The following is a 22,145-nucleotide window of genomic DNA, read 5'->3' as shown; positions in this document are numbered from 1 at the left end:
TTGCGCTTAACGAGCCGATAAATTTCTATGCCTCCGGAGCCCTGAGAACATCATATCCCCGGAACACCGGATCAACTACTTTTCTATACGCTTCGTTTTTCATAATGATCCCAACAACGTCCGCAATAGTTAGTTTCCATTCCTTCAACATCAGCATGAAGAAGCTGTAGCGATGCAACGAAGGGAACTGGTTGCACTCCAGGAAATAGATCCTGCCATTCCGTACGATAAAATCGAAACGGGCAATATTGGTTAAATTCAGATCAAGGAATAATTGCACCACGCCTGTGGCCAGTTGTTGCAAAACAGGCTCATAAGGGTGTGGAATGATCTCCTTCCAATTCAATGCAGCATCATTTTTTTCCGGGAATCCGAAAAACTTCCGGGTTGTATTTACTTTGCCGATCGCCAGCACCGAAACCTTGCCTTGCTGCTCGAGCACGCCACAGGTATACTCCTCTCCTTCAATATACTCCTGCATGAGGGCATGGGAGTCGTGGACAAGAATTTTTTCGATGATCGTCCAGGCCGTATCCTCGTTGCCCTTTAATGTGAGCTTCTCCGTGAGGATGCTGCTTCCCAATGCGTTTGGCTTAACCACAACCACATCGTTCATAAACACTGGCAAGGCGGCATCGAAGTCTGTGCGGGATGCTATACGCAAGGTTTTGGGAATGTAGAAATCCCGGGCGGTACCCATCAGATACCGGTTCAGGTGATATTTGCTGAGACACAGGCTCGATGGCAGCGGCTCGCCGAGATTACTTTGCAAGCCGATAAGCTTTACTGCACCCTGCATGCGGCCATCTTCCCCGTTCTGACTGAAAAGGGTAGAGAAGAGAAAACATCCCTCCTGCTTCAGTTCCACCAACGTATCGAACAGATCAGCTTTTATTACACCCTCCCTATACGCGGTTGACTCCCGCCGAAAATCGACCTCATGAAGGTAAGCGGTGTTGTTAAGACCGATGTATATAACATGTGCCAGCGTGTAGTCAAGCGTGGCATGGTTCTCCCGGATCACATTGTAAAGGTTATCAAATGACTCTACGGAGTCTTTATGCTCAGACGATTGTCCGCCATAAATGATACAAAGCTTATGTGCCATAAATCTTTATCATTGGAAATTCTTTCTTATCAGCCCATTGGCAAACCATATACAACAACCACAACTGGAACGGGCGCTGCCACTGGTTCAGCAGGGTTGGTTGGTCGACCCCGGAGAAAAGTTTCTTTAATGTCTCCTGCCGCACGCCGATCTGCTTCCAAACCGGATGATGTACCACTTCGTGCTCGATACCCCCCCGGTAATCCGCCTCCTGAAGCCACCACGCAAACGGTGCTGAAAAGGCCATCCGCGCACGCGCCTGAATATCAACGGGCAGCACGTCTTCAAATGCCAGCCGAAGGATGTATTTATCGATGCCCTGGTAAACCTTCGGAAAATGACGCAGCATCCCTTCATGTGAAAATTTAAACCTGAGATCGAGCGGAATATTATTAAAAGCGCTCACCATCTTCGTTGTATAAAACGGGTACACCACTCTCATTCCCGTAATACGTTCGGCCGTAAGGTAGTCGGGATACAACATCTCCGACGTCCGGAGCTCTGCCTCCCACGCCGACATCAGCGAGGCTATGTCTGCCTCCGGGTGACGCTGATGAAGGGACCGGTAAAATTCCACGACATCTTCTTCAAAAAATGATCGCTCCGGAGGACTCTCCATCAGCTCCTGGATCAGCTCATAGGAAAACGGTGTTGCATTTCCCATGAACAGGATCTCACTGCGCGCCGGAGAAGCGGGCCCGAGCAATACTTCCCATGCACTGCCCTCGCCGTTGTGGCGCTCATATTCCAGAAAGGCCTTGTACTTGTGCCCCATCAGCGAATAACCGGTAAACAGCTCGTCACTTCCTACGCCTGAGAACAGAATATCACATTGATCTTCTGCTGCCTGCTGCGAGACCGCCAGCTGCGGAATGGCGCTCCAGCATGTCAACGGCCTGTCTTTTACCGACAGGATCTTTTTTAGCAATGCTGCAAAAGTCTCCCGGTTGATCTTCACTACTTTCAACTGAAGGCCATACCTGTCGGCAGCCATTCGTGCATAGTGTGTTTCGTCCGTCACCGGAAAGTCAGGGAATTGGCACACATAACAGATGATCTCCGCTCCGGTCTGTTTCAGCAACGAAGCCAAAATGGTCGAATCTAGCCCTCCGGAAAGGAACAAGCCGATCCGTTTATGCCCTGCCGCCAAACCCGTTACTGACGCGGTCAACGTCTCTCTGATCTGCCTGGCAATTTCTTCCTGCTTCACTCCTGACCAGCGCTGGCCGTCCACGGGGGTCCATACGCGATCGAAACTTTGCAACCGATCATTTATTGTAAGCCGATGGCCCGGCGGCAATACGCGGACACCATCGAAGAACGAATAGCTGAACCGTGGCGTTCCGCGCCTGAAATACATAGCCATGTCCAGACTACTCAGCCGGAGCCCATTCGAAGGGGTGTCACGCCAAAAAACAGTAGGCTGCCCCAGGGTGCGTGTATACTCGACTTCTTTCATCCCGTTTGCTTCAGTATGCGCTTTTCAAAAAAATTACTGATAAAATCAACCCCATGCCTGCAGTCTTCCTGATCCAGAAAGACCTGTTGCATCGCCCTGACCGCCGATTGAATGCCGGTATCCGTTGTAACGTGCAGCAATGCCTGACGCAGCACGTCTGGCGAAACGGTTTCAATATCCAGCCGAACACCCAATGAGTGATACAACACCCGCGCACTGTTGCCAAAGCCGTCGTTATTCCAGGGCACCACGATCATGGGCGTGCCTGTGATAATGCACTCTTTCAACGAGCTGCAACCTGCATGCGTGATGGCAGCGCTTGCCCGCTTCAGCACTTCCAGCTGCGGAACATGCGAAAGCACCCTGACATTTGACGGTGCTTTGAAATCAGACCCGATAAGACCCTCCTTCATATGTATCACTGCTTCCCATTCCGGCAAGCGCCGCATCATATCAACAACAGCAAGCACCAAACGCACCTGCGCTTTACAAAAATGTCCGTACGTACCCAGCGAGCAGTACAACAAAGGCAGCCCCGAAAAACTCAACGAACAATCGCCGTCACTTCTGTTTTTTAAGATGCTGGCTCCTGCATAGCAACGACGGTCTTCGTCTGCAACGATCCTGAAATCGATCTGCCGCGGCGCCAGAATAAGTTCCGGACAAGCCAGGCGATATCCATATTCTCCCCAAACGTAACGGTGCCCATACCGCCTGATCTTTCGGCGCGCCGTATTCACCGTTCTTGTAGGAACCAGGCCGTGCTGCCGATGCCAGTTCAGATCTTTGACAACGATCCTGATCCACAGCAAAACCCACGTCGTGACAATGGTGAACCAGGCACGCAAGCTTTTGTTTCCCGGCGAAACCCGCTTCGAAAAAACCGGATAGCACACGCTGTTCATCCGGTACGCAAAAGTGGTGTTCAGGTGTATGACCGGGATCTGACGTTTGATGAACGGAATACAACAGTTCATCAGGATCGGATCCAGCAAAACCAGGTCCACCGGCTTTGTGAAAAAAACCTGCAGGTTCTTTTCAAGGTATTCTTCCAACAAGTCATTCCTTTTTAAAAATATGCGCAGCATCGCCAGCATCCTGAAGACGCGGGAAGTTTTCCCTGCGCCATTGCGAACCCGCATGCGAAGCCCGTCATAAAAAGGAGTCAGATCAAACAGCTCACAATGAAAGCCCTGCGCCCGGACATGCTCCACAAAAAAGGAATTGGTTAAATAAGTAATGTCAAATCCTTCGATGGCCAGCTGTCTTGCCAGCATAAAACTGGCATTCAGGGCACCCCGCTCGGGAAATATCAATATAATAATCCGCGCTTTCAAGCCGTCAATATTTTTTTTCGCTGCAAGGGCAATGACGAACAACGCAACGAGCCACCCGTCAGTGGCACAGCGTTAAAGGGCAGTTCGATCACAGAACATATTTTCCGGAGCTCGGCATTGACCCGGGCACACTCGTCATGGTCCCTGCTGATCACAACTTCATGTGACAGGCTCAGCACATTCGTACACAACGCTGCCTGTTCCGCAGCCGATATCTCGATGAGCTCATAGTCGCCTGACAGTTGCGCGGGCACCTCCTGAATGCCGGGCGCATGGATCAACGCGTGACGTTTGCCCACCGGGTTAAAGACGCAGTCGAGGTGAAGGTAAAGATTCTCTTCCGTGCTCGCCGCAAGGGTAATGGGCACTACACGAAACCGGTCGCCAAAGTTTTTCCGGATAAACTCCACCGCCTGACGATTGGTGCGTTCGGAGATGCCAATATAGATCGTCTGCTTATCAACGATCACATCGCCTCCCTCGATAAAACAATCCGCCGGCGGGATGAGAATATTGGGCTCCGATAGATCATAATGCATGATCAGGTCGAAGATCCCCACACATTCGTAGCGCCTGCTTTGTTTTCTCATGTTGCAAAGCACAAACCGGTCGCCGATCACCACACCGATATCACGGGGCGTCAGCTGATCATAAACGATCTTTCCAACAGGCCTGGGTACAAGCACCTCTACGCCCATCGATTCAAGCACACTTTTAAATCCCTCCAGCTCATCTTTCAATAAGTCCCTGGCCGGCGCTGCCATTTGTTCCTGAACAGCATTGACCTTTTCAATATAGAATTCAGATTGCCGGTATCCCTCCCACGATCCGATAATGACCCTGCGCAGGACATCCGACTCATTGTGACAACAAAATTCAGTGGCCGTCATTTTCTTAAAGGAGCGATAAAAGTATTTTCTCAAGATCACCGGGGTGCTCCGACGCCGACAGCACCTCACCTTTCTCTGCGGAGCACGATTCATCACGCACATCCCGGGTCTTTTGATTGTAAAGCCAATAGTTATACTGCGGTACGTGATTGCTGAATTCCTCCAGCAGCCGGATGGATTTTCTGGCGTGCCCCGTGAAGACCACCACCACTGAATCGCCAGGCCTGAGCAATCGTTCCTGCTTCATCTTCCGCACGGCCGTTAACGAAAGCACCGAACAGGGTTCGGGCATCAGGTCATGCGCCAGCAGGGTCTCCATCTCCAACGCAAACAACTGGCGGTATTCATGACGGATATCGCGTGCGTTACCTTCGTAGGCGAAACCATTCGATTCTTTGATCGCACGGTGTCCGTTAAAAAGATCAAAACTTTCCTCCGCGATCAGTGTACTTCCTATGGATGAATTTTTATTGTCCAGGAACCTCAAATCACATTTTGTGTTTTCCGTCAGAATGTCGTGCTGCCTGAGTTCAAAGATCGGCGAGGCATTTTCGATGCCAATGGAAACCATCTTGGGCATTTTAGAGATCAGGCCCAGATCGAAAAGCTCTTTAAAACCTTTCCAGATACCACTCAGGCAACTTCCATTAGCGGTCGGCAACACAACAAAGTCGGGAACCTGGAAAGTGCCTTGCATGTGTCCGGACTGATGAATGATCTCCAGTGCGATCGATTTGTCACCTTCCACACGGTATGGGTTATTGACAGACCAATCGTCAATGCCATTCAGCTCAAACTCGATGTGTCGCTTGGCGCGCAAAAAAACCTGGTAGGCCTTCTCAAAATAGCATGACGGACCGCCAATGATAATGACGTCGATGCCACGATCGGTCATGTAGGTCAGCTTCTCGTGATAGATATCACCTGAAACGACGGCAATAAAACGCTGGCCCGACCGTGAGGCGACATGGGCGGCTGAACAGCAGGCGTTGCCCGAAGAAAAGCCGATGGTTGTGTGGTAGCCTCGCTCAACGGAGCCCAGGTGCGCGATGAGCGTCTCACGGTCTTTAAAAGATCCGCTCGGGTTCTGATGCTCGCATTTCACCAGTAAATTTATATTCAACTGTTCACCTAGGGTAGAAAGTGGAACCAGGGGCGTGAGACCAATACCCAGTCCGTTCGCAGGAACATTTTTTAACGGCAGCAACGGGTATTGAAGGATGCCCGCGGCCGATGAAAAATTATAACGCAGGGCCTGCCCCATCAGCAAATCGCGCATTTCACCGGCCCAGTGATAACAAAAATCACTGGTACGATATCCAACCGTATCGATTGCATATAACTTCTGCTGCAATAAATAATGAGCCATGGCCTGGGGCCGGCTTTCATGAGCAATCATCACCATAAATAAAACTTAAGCGCTCAAGCGCATCGTTGCTTTGCTATTACACGATCGATGAAACCGCTGAAGACTAAGATTTTTGTTCAATTTAATACTTAATTCCGTTTTTCAAAATCACGTTCGCATCGATTGGTCAATTTGACCGTTCGATTCAAACGGATCCGGATTGCAATTATTCGATCACTCACTTATATATTATTGAGAACCGTCACCTCATCTCAACGAGAAATAAAGCGCACATTCGAAGATACCCGGGACCGGGGTTTGACTAAGTCCGGATAATCGGTTACTTTTAATTTTTAACATAGAATAAGCTAAGCCAAATAAACAGTTACAAACGCGTAATGTGATTCAACAACGACTCGTTTTTGAATTGCATTATCGTCAGATAAAATATTTTTATGATCGCTAAAAAACTTCCCATCGTCGTGGGCCTGAACCGCTCACAAGACGCCAGCATTACTATTTTTCACGGCAACGAACATCATGGATCCATTCAAAAAGAAAGGCTTACACACATCAAGCACGATTGGGGAAAAGTGAACGACTTATCGCTTTATAAAAAAGTCTTCCCTATCCTTCATCACCCGGTCGACCTGATCGTTGAATGCTTTTCTTCCGATGTAGAAATCAAAAACGAAAAACTGTATATCGAAGAAATCGAAAATACATTCAAGCTTGCCGACGGCTATCAGCGGATCCACATGTCTCACCACCTGGCTCATTTATACAGCACGCTTTCAGCATCTCGGTATGACCGTGGCGCAGGGCTTGTCATCGACTTTCAGGGGAGCTATACCAAAGACATCACAGAGGCCTACCCGCCAACCTCGCCTGCGGACGGACTTGAAGTTGCTTCGTTCTATTCCTTTCTGGGATCCAACATCACCTGCATCCACAAACATATCTGGAATGGTGACCGCAACCACCCGGAAGGATTGGGTATGTTTTACAATTTCCTCAGCAAATGTTTCTACACGGGCGACGGTAAAGAGGGAAAGGTAATGGGGCTTGCAAGTCATGGCAAAATGATGGACCTCCCCGATCTCGACGTCGAGGGCGGTAACGTATATATCGGACGGGAATGGATCGACATTTTTAAACAAACTGCGCTGTACGATTTTTCAGCGAACAAGAAAACCTTTCAGGAAAAGGCCGACCTCGCCGCCACGGGCCAAATGAAATTTCAGCAGGCATTGTTAAAAATAACCCAATGGCTTCAGCAAACAACGCAAGAAAAGAATCTGTGCTATTCAGGGGGCTGTGCCTTGAACGTGATCGGCAACTCATTTATCCGGCAAAATTCCGGCTTCAATAGTGTCTTCATTCCTCCGGCGCCAGGTGACGGCGGAACCTCCATCGGATGCGCGCTCTATGGGCTGCAACACATCATCAAGAAACCATCCAATTTTGTTTGGGCCAATGACTATCTCGGGCCTGCTCAACCGATCGGGCACATCGAAGATACCGTCAGCCGTTATCCTTCCTTAACGATCGAACGTCCTTCCAACCTGGAGGAACGTTGCGCGCACCTGCTCCATGAAGGACAGGTTGCCGCGTTATTTCAGGAGCGAAGTGAATTCGGGCCGCGTGCTTTAGGGAACCGCAGCATCATTGCAGATCCACGATATGGCGTCACCAAGTTCTGGATAAACCAATTTATCAAGGGCCGGGAGTGGTACCGGCCTATTGCCCCGGTTGTATTGGAGGAAGATGCCGCCACGTATTTCGACTTGCATGATCCATCGCCGTTTATGCTCTATACAGCGCAGATCAAAAGAAAATATGAACGGGAGCTGGAAGCGATACGGCACAACGATAACTCCGCCCGTGTGCAAACCGTCAATGAGCAGATGAATCCATTTTTGTATCGTGTCATTAAAAACTTCAAAGTGCTTTCCTCGATCGGCATCGTCTTAAATACTTCCTTTAATCTGAAAGGCGACACGATCGTTGAGACCGTGGAAGAAGCCATTGATTCTTTTTCTAAAAAACCTTTTCATTGCCTGATCGTTCCGCCTTATTTGATCACCAAGAAAAACCCTCCCGAAAACATTCTGCAGATAAGCGACATATACTATGATTGAAATCCTGTCACCGCACATTGATGATGCTGCATTTTCCCTGGCTTGTTTTATACTTCAGAAATCTGACGAAAACGTCCCGATCGAAATCACAACCTGCTTTAGCATTTCCGATTACCTGGCAAACGGCAACGGATCAAATGTTCTGGAAGAAGTGGTCAGGATCCGAAAGGCAGAAGATCATGATTTTAGCCGTCAGCTGAACCCCTCTGTGAAGTTCAATTATCTCGATCTGGATGATGCACCCTTGCGCGGTTACCAAAAATGCGGATTTCAGGACTGTTTTTCGGAAGCCGATCAACAGCAAATAAGGTCACTCCAGGCGTATTTGAAAAGTAAAGATTCGCCTGTCATCGCTCCACTCGGGTTAGGAAACCATGTGGATCACATCATTTGTCACCGGGCTGCAGAAGCCGTGCGAAACAGGATCTTCGCTTTTTACGAAGACCTTCCCTACGCGGGCCGGATACCCGAAGCAGAGATCCTTGAACGTGTGGAATACATTCAAAATAACAGCCGATTGCGACTCATGCCCCTCATTGCGGGAACAAACTACACACACCGGAAGGAACAACTTTGCAGCCTCTACCCGTCTCAGCTGAAAGACTGGTATCTTGAAAAAATACTTCACCAGCTGAACCGCCTGCGGGGCGAAAGGTTATGGGTGGTTCAGGAGTACGGATAGGCATTTTTTCATCACTGGATATTCGGAGCAAGGTTGAGCTTTTTGTACAGGTACTCACGATTCTTCCGGGTAAGCTCGCCATCGTTCCAGTCTGCAACGTGGCCGTGCTCGAGGTGCAGATAAACGATGTCGGGAGAGGTCAGCAGAAAACGATCGGTGCCGAGGTAACGGTGGATCATGTCCTGGTCTTCCGCGCCCCACCCTACGTAATGCTCGTCCCATCCATTTAACACGTCGACATATTTTTTCCGAAACAGCGGCGTATGGCCGAACCGGTGTTTGTTCAGCAATTGGTCCCGCAGAAAGCCTTCATGAAGGTTTTCCCGCGCTACCCCGGCCGTGGCCTGAACGTTCGCGAGGTCTTCTATTGAAAAAGACCGCCACGTGGTGGTCATCCGGTATCCCGCGACCAGTATTTTCTCCGATTCCCGTGCCAGCGCCAAATGGCTTTTGAATGACAGATCATAGGGAAACAAGTCGACATCGAATGAAGTAACAAACTCGCCGGTTGCCCGTGCAAGCCCACGGTTCAAGAGTCGTGATTTATTGAACGGGCCGTCTTCACACTCATAATGATATTTGACGCCGGGCGGAAGTGATGCGTTGTCAAGGCTGGGTGCCGTGCTTGATTCCACGACGATCAGCTCCAGGGCGGCGGCAGACCTCCTTACAGCTTCGGGAAACCAGTTGAGCAAAGAACGCAATTGCTCGGGGCGATTACGATAGGCAACGATGAGGCTCAGGTCCATAGTGCGATGTGGAAATAAGTTATCAATTGTTTATAGTTCTCTGGATTATCGCTTATTTTAGGAGGAAGGATAATCAATAGATGACAAAGAAAATACTTCGTGGTATATCGCTATACCATTCATGAGTCCAATATAAAAGAAGTTCATTTAAATAGTCAAACACTTGAGCGAATGGGACTACACTTTGTACGAGCCATGTTGGGTGAAAACTTTGCGTGGAGGGAAGCCAGCCATAATACGGGCACCGATATAAAAGACTTAAAAGAGCGGTCAAAAAATGATCCGTTTCTGGGCGAGCTGACGATCCTTGCCAAAGAAATGCATCTGCTGCTGAATGACGAGCAACCTTCGGCCTTCACACGGGTTGCTGAATTGTCGGCGGACTTTCGAAAGAAGTATGCCCGCGAAATTGACAGCACACCAGGATTAAAGGAATTCTTTGAAAACGTATCCTTTGTGCTGGCCAGGGGATATCAGGCGGGTGTCGACCGGTCATCGTGGCGCGGCGAGCAAGTCCGGCCGGAAGCTCACATGATCCCGCACATGCTGCATGGCGAGTCGTTCCAGTATTACAAATGGCTCGGCAGGATGAGCTCCGGTTTCGGAGACATCGTTGAGATCGGATGCTGGATGGGCGCCACTACTTTTCAATTAGCCGACGGTCTTTCAGAAAACAATCTCAACCCGAAAAAAAAGATCCATGTGATCGATACATTCCGGTGGGATGATGATCTTGCATTATACGGAGACCACAAGTCGTTAAAAAATAAAAGAACCGGTGATGATTTCCTGGACGACTTTAATGCGTACACAAACCTGTACCGGGAGCACATCATTCCGCACCGGCATATGTTCGTGTGCGACGAAGCATTGACCCAGGATAGCGCCAGACAGGCCGTTACAAACTCAAGCAACCCCATCGAATATCTCATTCAGGACATCGCACCTGATTACGAGTTCAACGAATACATCTGGAAATTGTATTCTCCTTTTTTTGTCGATGGAAAAACAATTCTCGTGTACGGCGAGTATGGAAACTTTTTCGCCACCAGTCTGCGGCGTTTTGTACAAGACTACTCAGACCATTTGATCCCCATTCACAAAGTATATGGAAATGTCAAGGCCTTTTTATACCGTCAATAGCGGCATAGGCCGTCTGGCGTTCTGAAAATTAACCAACAACGACGAAGTATTTTCGTTAAATTTGCTTCGGGCAACGAAACCATGATAAAATGAAACGGGTTGTGTTTTTAACGGCATTGTTCCTTTTGATAGCCGTCTCCTTTTACGCGTACAGGGCATTTTACAGCGCCAATATATTGGTTGATAAAGAAGACAGTCTTTTTGTTATCAACGCTGGCGCATCCTATCAGACAGTGCTTGGCGAATTAACCGGGCAGAACATAGTTCAGGACCGGCTCTCATTCCAACTATTGGCGAGGCTGAAAGGCTTCGATAAAAAGATCCAGCCGGGCCGTTATAAGCTGCGGCGGAACATGACAAACCTGGCGGCGATGAGCGCGCTGATGGAAAGCCAGGAGCCCGTCAATATCACATTCAACAATGTGCGCCTGCTGCCGGAGTTGTATGAGAAAATAACGCGGGGCACCGATGTAACGCCCAAAGAGTTTGAAGAGGCACTGAACCAGTTCATTGCTACCAACCAGGAAGGCTTTACCAAAGAGAACATTCTTTGCATGTTCATTCCCAATACCTACCAGGTGTATGCCAACGTGTCGCCTGCTGGTCTGGTTGAAAGAATGCACAAGGAATATGTTCGTTTCTGGACAGACGATAGAAAGGCCAAGGCCGCGAAGCTGGGGATGACGCCCATCGAGGTGTCCATTCTTGCGTCTATTGTTCAGGCAGAGTCCATCAAGCCTGAAGAAGCGCCCCTGATCGCCTGTCTTTATCTGAACAGGTTGAAAACCGGCATGCCATTACAGGCAGACCCTACGTTGGTTTTTGCTTCCGGTGATTTCGGGCTTAAACGGGTGTTGAATGTTCACAAGGAGATCGACTCGCCCTATAACACCTATAAGTTTGCAGGGCTTCCGCCAGGACCGATCAACATGCCTACCATATCAAATCTCGATGCCGTGCTGAATCCGGCACCCAAAGACTACCTGTATATGTGTGCCCGCGAGGATTTTTCGGGTTATCATAATTTTGCATCAGACATTTATGAGCATGGTCGTAACGCAGCCCGCTACCGTGCCGCGCTTACAATTGAGATGCGCAAAGGTGCTGCATTGAGAAAGAAGGCTAAAAAAGGTTGATCCCGTAACGGGGAAGCTACGCGCTACCGGAAATTAGTCAAAGATCACCTGGGCAAGATCATCGATCAATTTCTTCAGCTCCTTGATCGCCTTGGTGTCCTTTTTATTAATGGCCTTGTTGATGGAGCTGATGATCATACCTTTTATTTTTTTCACACGGTCTTCTTTTTTCAAAAAGATCGGCTCCGCATCCTGCAGGGTCTTTTGAGCTCTGGTGATCCGTTCCTGCTCGATCTTCTTCACCTTTGACTCGATGTCATTCAAAAGGGATTCCCTGATATTTTTCGCTTTGTTATGAAGATCGGCTTCATTGCGGATGCTGATGGTGTCTGCGTTCTTAGCTTCTGCCAGCACCTGGACATCGGCCTTTTTGACTTTGACAGCACCCGAGAGGATCTTTGTTTTCAGTTCCGGGTTGCTTCGCTGGATGATGTTCATTCCTTCGGCGAATTTCGCATCACGCCGCACGGTTGATTCGCTGACGTTAAATTGTTCGCCGAGTGCCTCCGATGTAGAGATCTCGGCGGCGCCCTTCGCCTTCACGTTGGTATAACCTCCCAAAGGTTTACGCAGTGCGATGTATTTCAGGCCGCGATAATAGCTCAGCTGATCGGGCGTCAAATTTCTTCTGCCCATCTGGTTATTCACCATCCATAACTTCACCTCATCAACATTGGCAAAAGGAATTTTTTTTATGTTGAATGGGATGTCATGCTTCTGGCAGATCTTGTATCGATTGTGGCCATCCACCAGGACGAGTGAGCCATTATCCTTTGGCCAAACGACCAGGGGATCACGGCACCCTTCCTTGATGATGTTGTTTTCAAGCTGTTTAAATTCTTCGGTATTTAATGGAATGATGTAATCCTGCAATTCCTTTGAAATAACCAGTTTCTTTTCCGTAGTAGCCATCACTATGATCTGCAATTATCGCACAAATTTAGTTGCAAAAGTGTTAAGAACAAGACATACACGTACTATAGGGGTAATGTATGAAGTTTTTCCAACTTAAAAAATAGTGAGCCAATTTTGTTAGCATAAAAAAATCAGCGTACGGGTAACCGTGAGGATAGACTATCACACAGAGGTCGAGTGTGAATCAAGGCAAGTTGTTGCACACCGGAATTCGCATGCTAGTGATCCGATGTGATCTTCTCAGACAGGTATAGTGCGCTAATGATCGGCCGATCGATGACACCGCAGTGGTTATCAAAAATGGCCGTTATCTTTCCATCCAGTTCTTTTCTGGACTCCGGCGTAAGGTCCTGGTACCCCGCTCCCGTGCTTAAAAAATTAATAAGATCGCTGGCAGTGCTCCTCACCACGCGTGAAAACGTGTAGACCATGGGTGAGTGAAAAAGTTTGCTGTCTTCAATTTCACGCACATTGTATTGGATCTCATGTTCCATTTCAGGGGCTGTGAGAAAGCTCAGCACTCCGTACGCCTTGCAAACCGCTGACAGTTCGCTTACGGGAGCCGTCTCGTCATTAACATAGATGTTCCAAAAGAGTGCGAGGCACCCGTTGTTCTTCAGTGCGCGCGCACACTTTTCGTATTTCACTGTTTTTTTCACCCAGTGGAATGCCTGGGCGGAGAAGGCAAGGTCGAAACACGCTTCCTGCAAAGGCCAGTCCTCGAACGAAGAGACGATAAAATCGATTCCGGCTTTGTCGTGCAATGTCTTCCGGGCGATCGCGACAAGCTGCTGTCCCGGCTCGACGCAGGTAAGGTGAAATCCCCTATCGGCAAACATACCGGTAGCCTTGCCACTTCCCGCGCCTACCTCCAGGATGTGATCGCCTGGCTTAACCCCGGTTTGAGCGATCAGCGTTTCGATCAGGGCCAGCGGATAATCTGAACAGTACTTGCTGTAGACATCAGCGGTCTCTTCGAACTGCATCGGTTTTTCTTCCCAGGTTCTGTATCTGGTTCTCACCATTCCATTGCTTGTTTAAAATGTTTTTTAAATAAGTCCCGAATCTCAAGCTAGATCCGTATCAAAGCACCATACCGGCCATACTGGTCACGTGTTCCCGGCAGAAACTGTATGTTATACTCCTTGCACCTGGCGTGCACATACTCCCTGTAAAAAGGAACGTGCACATCATCCACATAAAAGAACCTGCGGCACGTGTTGAGGGCTGGCAGGAAATTGTAGATCCTCGTTTCCATGTTCCCATAATCGTAAAAGACAAGATCGAATTTTTTATCCCTGACCGATGCGAGGTCGGTGATCGCTATTTTTTTTTCAAGGTTCTTTTCTACAAAAGCCTGTGTCCTGGAAGCCCAGTATGGATCATCATCGATGGTGGACACGTTCTCAAAATTTGAATGAAAATAATACGAGCTCAGTCCGCTGCCCGCATCCAGTACGGAAGAAATTTTCTGAGACTGAATAAGGTCACCACAATAAATCAATGATTTCGGGCTTGCCGCCCACGATTTTTGTGACTCTCCGAATTCTTCAAAGTACAAATCGGCAAACGAAAGATCCTGCGAGCTTAAGACTTTTACGTTCATGGTATTTTGGTTTTTATATTTCTGCAGTGTTCAAGTGTTGCCAATCGAGCAGCTCAAAGTGACGCAGGTCCTTCACCCCGCCGGAATCCCCTCCCCACTGTACTTTTTCACCGGTGTCTACTTCCCTGACCAGTGCGGCAAACCAGACAAATAAATTATCAACTGCCCTGGGCTGGCCGTAGACGTCTTTAAATACAACGTCGAAGGCAAGACTTGGATAACTGACCGGTTTTTCATTGCCATTGATACCGTTGTCTCGTTCGTAATCTTTACGGGCAAAGCTCCCCTCTGGCCGACGTGGGGCCGTACACGACACAAACGGGCACGGCTTACCTCTGTGGCGCCGTAACCACAGGTTTAACGCTTTTAAATAAGTTTCTTTCAGTGTAACGTGCAGATGATCCATCTCCCGGCGCAGGAAAAGTGTACCCAGGCCGTTGGCGAACCGTACCTCAAACTGCATGCTGCTGAAGTCCTCAAGACTAATTAACCTGTTGTTCAGCAACCGCCTGGAAGCACCCTCGAAATGTACACCCAGGTTTCTTATAAGCTGCGGTGTTTTTTCGAGCAACGCAGCATGAAAGAACTTCGGGCGTGGTATAATGTAGGTCATCACCAGGGTCTCACTCAACGTGAGGTCCGCAGGCTTCTTCGAAAAGTAATATTCAGAGGCCTCCGTGATGCCATAGATGCCGGGACCAAACTCAATTATATTCAGGTATATCTCCAACTGCCGGCTTTTGTCTACTTTCACAAAGTCTGTCACCAGCCAGGACAGAAAATACTCCTCAACTTTCCGGTACAGGTTTTTCTGCTGACTCAGGAATAGGTTCTTCACCAATTGCATGGTGATGGTGCTCCCGCCGCTGGAAAATTTGCCGGTGATCATATTTTGCCGCAGCGCAGCTCCCAGCGAATCGATGCTGACCCCGTGGTGTTCATAAAACTCAGAATCTTCGGCAAATACAACCGCTTTTTTGAAATACGGTGAAATGTCTTCAACAACCGTAAATCCGGGACTCTCAGGACTGAGCTCCATCGCTCTGACCGGCTTGCCGTTAACAGATATGGAATGGGTAAACGGTCCCTGAAGGCTCCGAAGATCCAAATCGCCCCAATCGATAACCGAGAGGTCGTGTGCAGGGGTAAAATCAATCTGGTGCGGAAATGGCTGAGTGGCCTTTAATTTAAACGCGGCTTCAAATCCAAATCCTCCTGTAAATGAAGCCGTGTAAATAGCTGTATTCACGAAAGCAGGAAAAGAGTATAAGAAGTCGTTGACCGTGCCATAATGCAATTTTACATTGAGCGCTACATGCTCGCTGCGATCAATCCAGTGATCGTACGAAAATGCAAAGCGCATCTTGTTAAAATTCAGGTATGAGTCTTTTCCGATCGACAATCCGTTGGCGCCTGATGTGCCCGCCATGTGCACCGTGACGGGATCAATAACAAGCTCCTGGTCAGTAATGACGAACGGACTCAGAAAACGAATGGCACTCGTCGTGGTGGATATCCCGAATCTAATCTTGTCAGGGCTTTCCACGTTGTAGTCAAGCTTAACCTGGAAAGAGGCCAACGTCATGCTGTGGGCACCCAACGCCAGGCTGAGTCCACCCTGTGAATCCACGCTGATCGCCCCAGGATCACATGGATTTTTCAACACCGTCAAATTACCGACGTGCAAGCTGCCCTTCCGGTTTTCGCTGGTGCGGATAGAGAATGACATGTCACTGAGCCGCAGCACCTCCGGGGTACGCTTTAAAAATAACCGGAGCGCCTTGTGCAACACGGGATAAATCGCGTGAAGTTTGTCAAGGCTGGGAGCGCCGGAAGCGGACGACGATGCACTGGGAGTTTTAACTGCCCGTGGGTTATATTCCACTGTCATACCTTTGATGGCAATTCCCCGGATGGCCCACCCGCGAAGATGGATCACCGGGCGAAGGCGAAAGGTCTTGATCCGAACGGTGCAATCTTTTCGCTCGTCGGAGAAAAACAGTCCGGATACAGTCAGGCCTTTAAAGTTTATGGTTACCACATCCAAAGAAATATGCCGGCCATATTTAACCCGGAGCCGCTCCTGAACGTTTCGGTGCCATCGTGAAGCCAGCGGTAATTTTATGATGCAGGCGCTCACAAGCAATAAAAGCAGTTCCTTTTTCATATGATCCCTATTTTCAGCGATCCTTGCTATCCACGCGCGAGCTTCCAGACACTATGGTGCCACATCCGGGCCGGCGAGACACGAGTCATAAAACCATGAGCAATATCCTTCCGGCAGCGGACGTTTTAAACAAGCCAATGCCGCCTCACAGCAAATAGCCTTTCCGTATTATTGAATTACGCTGATCTTATTTATTTCGCTTCAAGTCGAACGTTCATTTTGCCCTTTTGATCCGGGGCGCCTCTGACTCTGCAATAATGTTGTACTAAAATGGATATTTTCTTTAAAGAAACCAATTTTTGTTTAAACTCATATTACAAACATCCACCAAACTCCCCATTCGTCACAGACCGTGTGTAAACATCTCTCCGCAGGTGAGTTCAACGAATTTCGCTGGACCGGCCATCACAAGGCATTAAATTTGTCGGTGACACACAAATTACGGAACACAGGAAGATTTTACGGGTCAGGTTGGTTATATTAATGCCGGATTTGACTGTATAAAACATGAATTAGCCATTTTTCAACACAATATAACATCAAGCATGCTCATACACTATCTAAAAACCGTTCTCAGAAACCTCTACAGGACCAAGCTCTATTCTTCCATCAACATCCTTGGCCTTGCCGTAGGGATAGCCGCCACGTTGCTGCTGGCCAAATATGTGGGCTTCAACCTGACCTTCGACAACTTTCACCAGCATAAAGACCGCATCTTTTTGGTTCAGCAGAAGGAATCCAAGGGTGGATTGCAGGGGTCGGAGCAATCTAACACTTACTGGGGTGTGGCGAAAATGGCGGCAGACCTGTATCCGGAAGTCAGCATGGCTACTCACTTTACGCCCAACGTCGAGATGCTGGTGATGGCAACCTCCAAAGAAGGTGAGCCCATAAGCTTCAATGAAAACCGGATCTGCACCGTTGACACTTCCTTCTTTTCGATCTTTTCCTTTTCTGCCGTTGCCGGAAGCATAGAGACCGCGTTGGCAACACCCGATGCCATGGTTCTGACAAGCTCGGTAGCCAAAAAATACTTTGGAGACAGCGATCCCATCGGGCAAATACTGACGACCCGTGTTTCGTGGGGTGCGCAATCCACCCATAAGGTAACGTGCGTGATACCCGATCCTCCCATCAATTCGACCCTGCAGTTCGATTTTCTGATCTGCGCCGGCGCAGGCCCTCCCACGGAAGCTTACTGGAGCGATCCCTCCTACGCCACTTATCTTTTGCTGAATGAAACCGCCAGTGCGGATGCCTTGTCTCGGAAAATGTCAAAAGATATCGGCACGAACCAGGTCGTAACGTCAGACGGAAAGAAGATCGATTTTTCCCTGAAGCAGCTAAGTGACACGAGCCTCTCACCGAATGACAATATGCTGGCCATGACCGGCATCTTTATATTGATCATTTCCTGGATCAATTTTATAAACTTATCCATTGGCAGTGCACAGGCGCGGTCGAAAGAGACCGGTGTCAGAAAAGTGATCGGTGCAACACGAAAACAGGTTATCACCCAGTTCGTGTTTGAGTGCGTTCTGATCAACGGGTTTGCGTTGCTTTTTGCGGTGCTGCTCTTTGCCCTGGCTCGGCCCCTGCTGCTGGATTTCAGCAACAATAAAGTGCTTCCGCTTTTCAACGACCCTACTCCGGTTAACGGGATATTCGCTGCCGTTTTTATTGCGGGAGCCCTCGCATCCTCAGCCTACCCCGCACTGGTGATGTCTTCTTTAAACCCGATCAATTCGTTGAAAGGAAAATTGACACAGGGTCGTTACAGCATGACCTTCCGGAAAGCGCTGGTGATCGCCCAGTTCACCATTTCCATTGTTGCCGCGATCGGCGTCTTTATCGTATCCGACCAGCTCGATTTTTTTCTGCGTCACGACCTGAAGATCAAGCTCAACCACATCGTTGCCATCAAGGCTCCTAAAGATCTTTCGGAAGGGAAAATGGAGCGGCTGAACTCGTTCAAAAGCGAGGCCATGGACCTGGCGATGGTTGAAGACGTAGCCTCGTGCACAACCACCCCCGGAGAGGATTACAGGCACGAAGTGAATTTCGGCCTGACCACCAGCCAGGACCGCCACTTGTTCTATCTGAACGATGTGGATGCGAATTTTTTACCGCTTTACGGGATCCAGTTCCTTGCCGGTGAAAATTACAAGGTAGACAAGCCCGGCAAAAACAGGGGCGGCATCATCCTGAACAAGGCTGCCGTGAACGCCCTCGGCCTGGTCAATATGGAAGATGCTATAGGACAGACGGTGACGGAGACCGAAAACAACAACACCTACGAGATCATCGGTGTGGTGGATGACTATCATCAGATCTCGCTGAAATATCAGATCAAACCGCAGGCATTCCGCTTCAACAGAAACCGCGGAGACATCTCCGTTAAAATACACGCCCAGAACTACGCGTCCTTCGATGACCTGCAGGATTGCATCGCCTCGTTAAAAAAATTATGGGCCAGGATCTATCCGGATCAGTCGTTCGAGTATCACTTCCTCGATTCAAGATTCAATGACCAGTATCACGCAGAGTTCAGCTTCAGAAAATTGTTCGCGTGGTTCACAGGGTTATCGCTGGTGATAGCGTGTCTCGGACTTTTTGGCCTCTCACTTTTCATATCCCTGAAAAGGAAAAAAGAAGTTGGCGTTCGAAAAGTTTTTGGCGCTTCTTCGCTCACCATCCTCGTGTTGTTTACCAGGGACTACCTGAAGCAAATGCTCATTTCCATTGTACTGGGGGCTCCGATAGCCTATTTTATCATGAAGGCGTGGCTGGAAAGTTTCAGCTTCAAGACCTCGATCAATGCAGTCTCGTTCCTCGTTCCTTGTTTATTCCTGGTGATCGTATCGATACTCACAACGGCCTACCAGACGGTTCGCGCCTCGCTGGCCAACCCGACAAAAACCTTGAAGGAAGAATAACATAAAAATGGATCATGGACTTACCAAAGCCGCGTGGCTTCCGTAAGTTCATGATCTACTTTAAAGAAAGACAGGCTTTCGTTTACCAACTGCTCGTCTGACATTTGCTTCCGGGAGAAGAAAACAGCTCCGTTGCCACGTTTCCGTTTAAAGATGCCCTCAGTATACCATCCGTTGTCCTGGCAGAAGACCACATCGCCGGTGTGATGTACCTTTTGCACCGCTGCTCCAACATCGGCAGGATTGACCATGGTAAAAAAGTCCCACACGGCAACGGTATCATACAACGCGGCATTCAGCGCTATGCCGATGTACCTGCCTACGTCATATTTCTCCCTGCTTCGGATATACTTGGCGTTTTTCCGGTTGGGCAAATATTTGCAGTTCTTCGAATCGCCTTCCGCTATGATAACCTCATAGTTCTTAAACTTCCTTTCGAGGTATCCAACAAAATGATTCAGGGGCGGAAGCCACCATTTGTCCGGAATGCGCACCGGCACAATGATAGAGGTGTGTTGCAGGTCAACCTTATCGGCATCATTCATTGCTATGGAAAACCGGGTGCCTGTATTGATCACCTCCAGCTCCTTCGCCACATCGTACTTTATTCTTTTGAACCCGTTCAGGGCATAGTGTCTCAGCTCTTCTTCCGTCATGCTTAGAACGTGCTCGTATTCCTGTTCGTTGGAGCGGTAGAAGTTATTGTAAATACTCTCCTTCCCCCTTTCGTGCTGCAAATGATAAATGTTGTTCGTTCTGAACTTACGGTGCCTGTATCCGAGCTTTTTAAAACGGTAAACAAATTCGTCGTCCTCAAAACCATACGAGATCATGTTCGTATTCCACCCCCCTGCCAGGTAAAAATCCCGCTTCCGGTACAGAATACATCCGCCCATGTTAAAATAGTTTTCATTGCCATACAGGGGATACATTTTTGAATAATCCGGATCCTTGCCATTCTTGTTGAAATCTCTTGTAAAAAAAGTCCGCTGGCCGAGCACGGCAGCGGGAGGTGTATGCATGAAATGTTCTTTGGCGATCTCGGTCATGATGCCATTGTGCGGCGAGATCAGGGCCGACTCCTGCTCCAGGATCTGTACCGCTTTATGCAGGGCTTCGGGCGGACACAGCACGTCACAGTCACACATCATAATGATCTCCCTGCTGGCCAGGTTGGTAGCCAGGTTCAGGTTCCTGGTCTTGTAGTGCACGCCATCGTGGTCAATGGAATGGTAAATGGACCTAACGGAGTGGCTGTAAGCATCAAGGCATTCCCTCACCTGTCCTCTCCCATCCTGTTCGACAACCACCAGCTCCAGGTCGCTAAAATACGCATGCAGGTATTCGACATTGAACCTGAAATTATTGAGCCGGTCTGGGGAGTCGATCTTTACGGAAAAGATGATCGACAGATTGCTCAAGCTGATCTTTTCCCTTCCGGAATGTGTTTGGTGGGCCACTACCATGGTCAGTGTTTTGCGTTAATGATTTTCAGCCAGGTCGCGAATGCCAACGTTGTCGAAATTACCAGACAGGCATTCATTGTATAACCTGAGATCGTGCTGCATCTTTGCACGCAGTATTTCCGTAGCCGGCGGCAGCTCCTTTTCGAGGATATAATTTTTTGGGGTCACGTTCACATACTGAACTTCGGCTCTCATGTTCAAAAGCTTCATCAATCCCAGGTAATCGTCCTTATGCTCCGTTATACCGATGAAATGGAACTTGCGTAAAATAGACTGTGCTCTCGCCACTTCCTGTTCTGAATAGTGACTATTTACAACAGGTACACCGTTGGCATTGTCGAATTGAAAAAGAAGGTCGATGATCGGGTTATGTTGTTCCGGCAGCTTGTTGACCCATTCGGTGAATGAGATGGGAATGCCCTGTGCATTTTTATAAAACCCGAGCCAGGAGTCGGTTGACCCGTTTTCCATGTTGAAGCGCGCGTAGTTATACAGGGATCTCATGCGGGAGACCGGGTTCCTGATAAAGGTAAAGTAACGGAAGGGCCTGCCTGGGAAATGTTCATGAACGCCCATGTAGGTACTATGTCCTACAATGAACTTCATCCGGTTCTTCTCCGCGGGAGACAGGTTTGCGAGGTAATCTTCCAGAACCGTCTGGCCTGTGATCAGGGGAACTGTATCTGCGTTGTTTTTTCCGGCAGGATCCGTAAAATGCACATGCAGGCACTGTCGTTTCAGCTTCTCGCCCTTGATCTTGCGGATCACGGAAGACCCCGCACACTTATAGATGTGAAAGAAAATATATAAAAAATCACGCATCGTGTTTTTTAATTACATCCGGGAAGTACGCTGCCAATCAGTACAGGAAATCGAATCTCGAAAACGATGATAACGGCAAATCAGTCCGCAGCCACGAAAATATCCTGGTTTTTCAAAATCCGTTCGTCACCCGCCGATTGTGTCGAATGCTCATGATCTGCCCATCCGGATCGAAAGTTCATTTTGGCATTCCGATTTCCTTCTCGCTTTCACCAATATACTCAAATGTAGGAATTGTTA

At 48.7% G+C, this 22,145-nt stretch carries 17 protein-coding genes; 5 read left to right on the top strand and 12 right to left on the bottom strand.

Annotated features, from left to right (window positions below):
• Positions 1-25: 25 nt before the first annotated feature.
• The 5 genes from KK083_RS01195 to KK083_RS01175 are packed head-to-tail and all read right to left on the bottom strand — an operon-like array spanning position 26 to position 6,163.
• Positions 26-1,108, bottom strand: a complete 1,083-nt coding sequence (locus KK083_RS01195) for an ATP-grasp domain-containing protein (RefSeq protein ID WP_254159637.1) — start codon at positions 1,106-1,108, stop codon at positions 26-28.
• On the bottom strand, positions 1,098-2,567 hold the full coding sequence (locus KK083_RS01190; protein WP_254159628.1) for an asparagine synthase-related protein: 1,470 nt from the start codon (positions 2,565-2,567) through the stop codon (positions 1,098-1,100). The genes KK083_RS01195 and KK083_RS01190 overlap by 11 nt, the downstream gene beginning before the upstream one ends.
• The gene (locus tag KK083_RS01185) at positions 2,564-3,904 is read right to left on the bottom strand and encodes a nucleotide disphospho-sugar-binding domain-containing protein (protein WP_254159626.1); all 1,341 of its coding nucleotides are present in this window, start codon (positions 3,902-3,904) and stop codon (positions 2,564-2,566) included. Before KK083_RS01185 ends, KK083_RS01190 begins: the two co-directional genes overlap by 4 nt.
• On the bottom strand, positions 3,901-4,794 hold the full coding sequence (locus tag KK083_RS01180) for a dimethylarginine dimethylaminohydrolase family protein (protein WP_254159624.1): 894 nt from the start codon (positions 4,792-4,794) through the stop codon (positions 3,901-3,903). The genes KK083_RS01185 and KK083_RS01180 overlap by 4 nt, the downstream gene beginning before the upstream one ends.
• Positions 4,795-4,798: 4 nt before the next feature.
• On the bottom strand, positions 4,799-6,163 hold the full coding sequence (locus tag KK083_RS01175; RefSeq protein WP_254159617.1) for a pyridoxal-phosphate dependent enzyme: 1,365 nt from the start codon (positions 6,161-6,163) through the stop codon (positions 4,799-4,801).
• A gap of 434 nt (positions 6,164-6,597) precedes the next feature.
• Between KK083_RS01175 and KK083_RS01170 the strand changes: the two genes are divergently transcribed.
• Both KK083_RS01170 and KK083_RS01165 read left to right on the top strand, forming a co-directional pair.
• Entirely contained in the window at positions 6,598-8,283 is a 1,686-nt protein-coding gene (locus KK083_RS01170) for a carbamoyltransferase C-terminal domain-containing protein (RefSeq protein WP_254159608.1), read from the top strand.
• Positions 8,276-8,965 (top strand): PIG-L deacetylase family protein, encoded by a 690-nt coding sequence (locus KK083_RS01165; RefSeq protein ID WP_254159606.1) that lies wholly within the window; start codon positions 8,276-8,278, stop codon positions 8,963-8,965. Before KK083_RS01170 ends, KK083_RS01165 begins: the two co-directional genes overlap by 8 nt.
• Positions 8,966-8,976: 11 nt before the next feature.
• Here KK083_RS01165 and KK083_RS01160 read toward each other — a convergent pair whose 3' ends face one another.
• Positions 8,977-9,714 carry a galactosyltransferase-related protein gene (locus tag KK083_RS01160; RefSeq protein ID WP_254159605.1) on the bottom strand — a complete coding sequence of 246 codons (738 nt, stop codon included), beginning with the start codon at positions 9,712-9,714 and terminating at the stop codon, positions 8,977-8,979.
• Positions 9,715-9,885: 171 nt separating this feature from the next.
• On the opposite strand from KK083_RS01160, the gene KK083_RS01155 reads away from it, so the two are divergent.
• Together KK083_RS01155 and mltG are read left to right on the top strand one after the other, a co-directional pair.
• Positions 9,886-10,857 carry a class I SAM-dependent methyltransferase gene (locus KK083_RS01155; protein WP_254159603.1) on the top strand — a complete coding sequence of 324 codons (972 nt, stop codon included), beginning with the start codon at positions 9,886-9,888 and terminating at the stop codon, positions 10,855-10,857.
• Between the two features lie 89 nt (positions 10,858-10,946).
• Positions 10,947-11,993 carry an endolytic transglycosylase MltG gene (gene mltG, locus KK083_RS01150; RefSeq protein ID WP_254159594.1) on the top strand — a complete coding sequence of 349 codons (1,047 nt, stop codon included), beginning with the start codon at positions 10,947-10,949 and terminating at the stop codon, positions 11,991-11,993.
• A gap of 33 nt (positions 11,994-12,026) precedes the next feature.
• Here the strand turns inward: mltG and KK083_RS01145 are convergent, their stop codons facing one another.
• The 4 genes from KK083_RS01145 to KK083_RS01130 form a co-directional block, all read right to left on the bottom strand.
• Complete coding sequence (locus KK083_RS01145; protein ID WP_254159573.1) at positions 12,027-12,920, bottom strand: ParB N-terminal domain-containing protein; 894 nt, start codon at positions 12,918-12,920, stop codon at positions 12,027-12,029.
• Between the two features lie 206 nt (positions 12,921-13,126).
• Entirely contained in the window at positions 13,127-13,933 is an 807-nt protein-coding gene (locus tag KK083_RS01140) for a class I SAM-dependent methyltransferase (protein WP_254159571.1), read from the bottom strand.
• Positions 13,934-13,980: 47 nt separating this feature from the next.
• Positions 13,981-14,514 carry an O-methyltransferase gene (locus KK083_RS01135; RefSeq protein WP_254159562.1) on the bottom strand — a complete coding sequence of 178 codons (534 nt, stop codon included), beginning with the start codon at positions 14,512-14,514 and terminating at the stop codon, positions 13,981-13,983.
• Positions 14,515-14,527: 13 nt separating this feature from the next.
• Complete coding sequence (locus KK083_RS01130; protein ID WP_254159560.1) at positions 14,528-16,681, bottom strand: transglycosylase domain-containing protein; 2,154 nt, start codon at positions 16,679-16,681, stop codon at positions 14,528-14,530.
• 545 nt (positions 16,682-17,226) lie between these two features.
• On the opposite strand from KK083_RS01130, the gene KK083_RS01125 reads away from it, so the two are divergent.
• Positions 17,227-19,617, top strand: coding sequence for an ABC transporter permease (locus tag KK083_RS01125; RefSeq protein ID WP_254159552.1), 2,391 nt, complete (start codon positions 17,227-17,229; stop codon positions 19,615-19,617).
• A gap of 20 nt (positions 19,618-19,637) precedes the next feature.
• Here the strand turns inward: KK083_RS01125 and KK083_RS01120 are convergent, their stop codons facing one another.
• Positions 19,638-21,083, bottom strand: coding sequence for a glycosyltransferase family 2 protein (locus KK083_RS01120; protein ID WP_254159537.1), 1,446 nt, complete (start codon positions 21,081-21,083; stop codon positions 19,638-19,640).
• Between the two features lie 15 nt (positions 21,084-21,098).
• Entirely contained in the window at positions 21,099-21,905 is an 807-nt protein-coding gene (locus KK083_RS01115; protein WP_254159527.1) for a hypothetical protein, read from the bottom strand.
• Positions 21,906-22,145: the final 240 nt, after the last annotated feature.

Origin of the sequence: Chryseosolibacter histidinae, assembly GCF_018598225.1 — a bacterium.
GTDB lineage: Bacteria > Bacteroidota > Bacteroidia > Cytophagales > Cyclobacteriaceae > Chryseosolibacter > Chryseosolibacter histidini.
The sequence above is the reverse complement of the archived record's forward strand: the minus strand, read 5'-3'. Positions and strand labels throughout refer to the sequence as shown.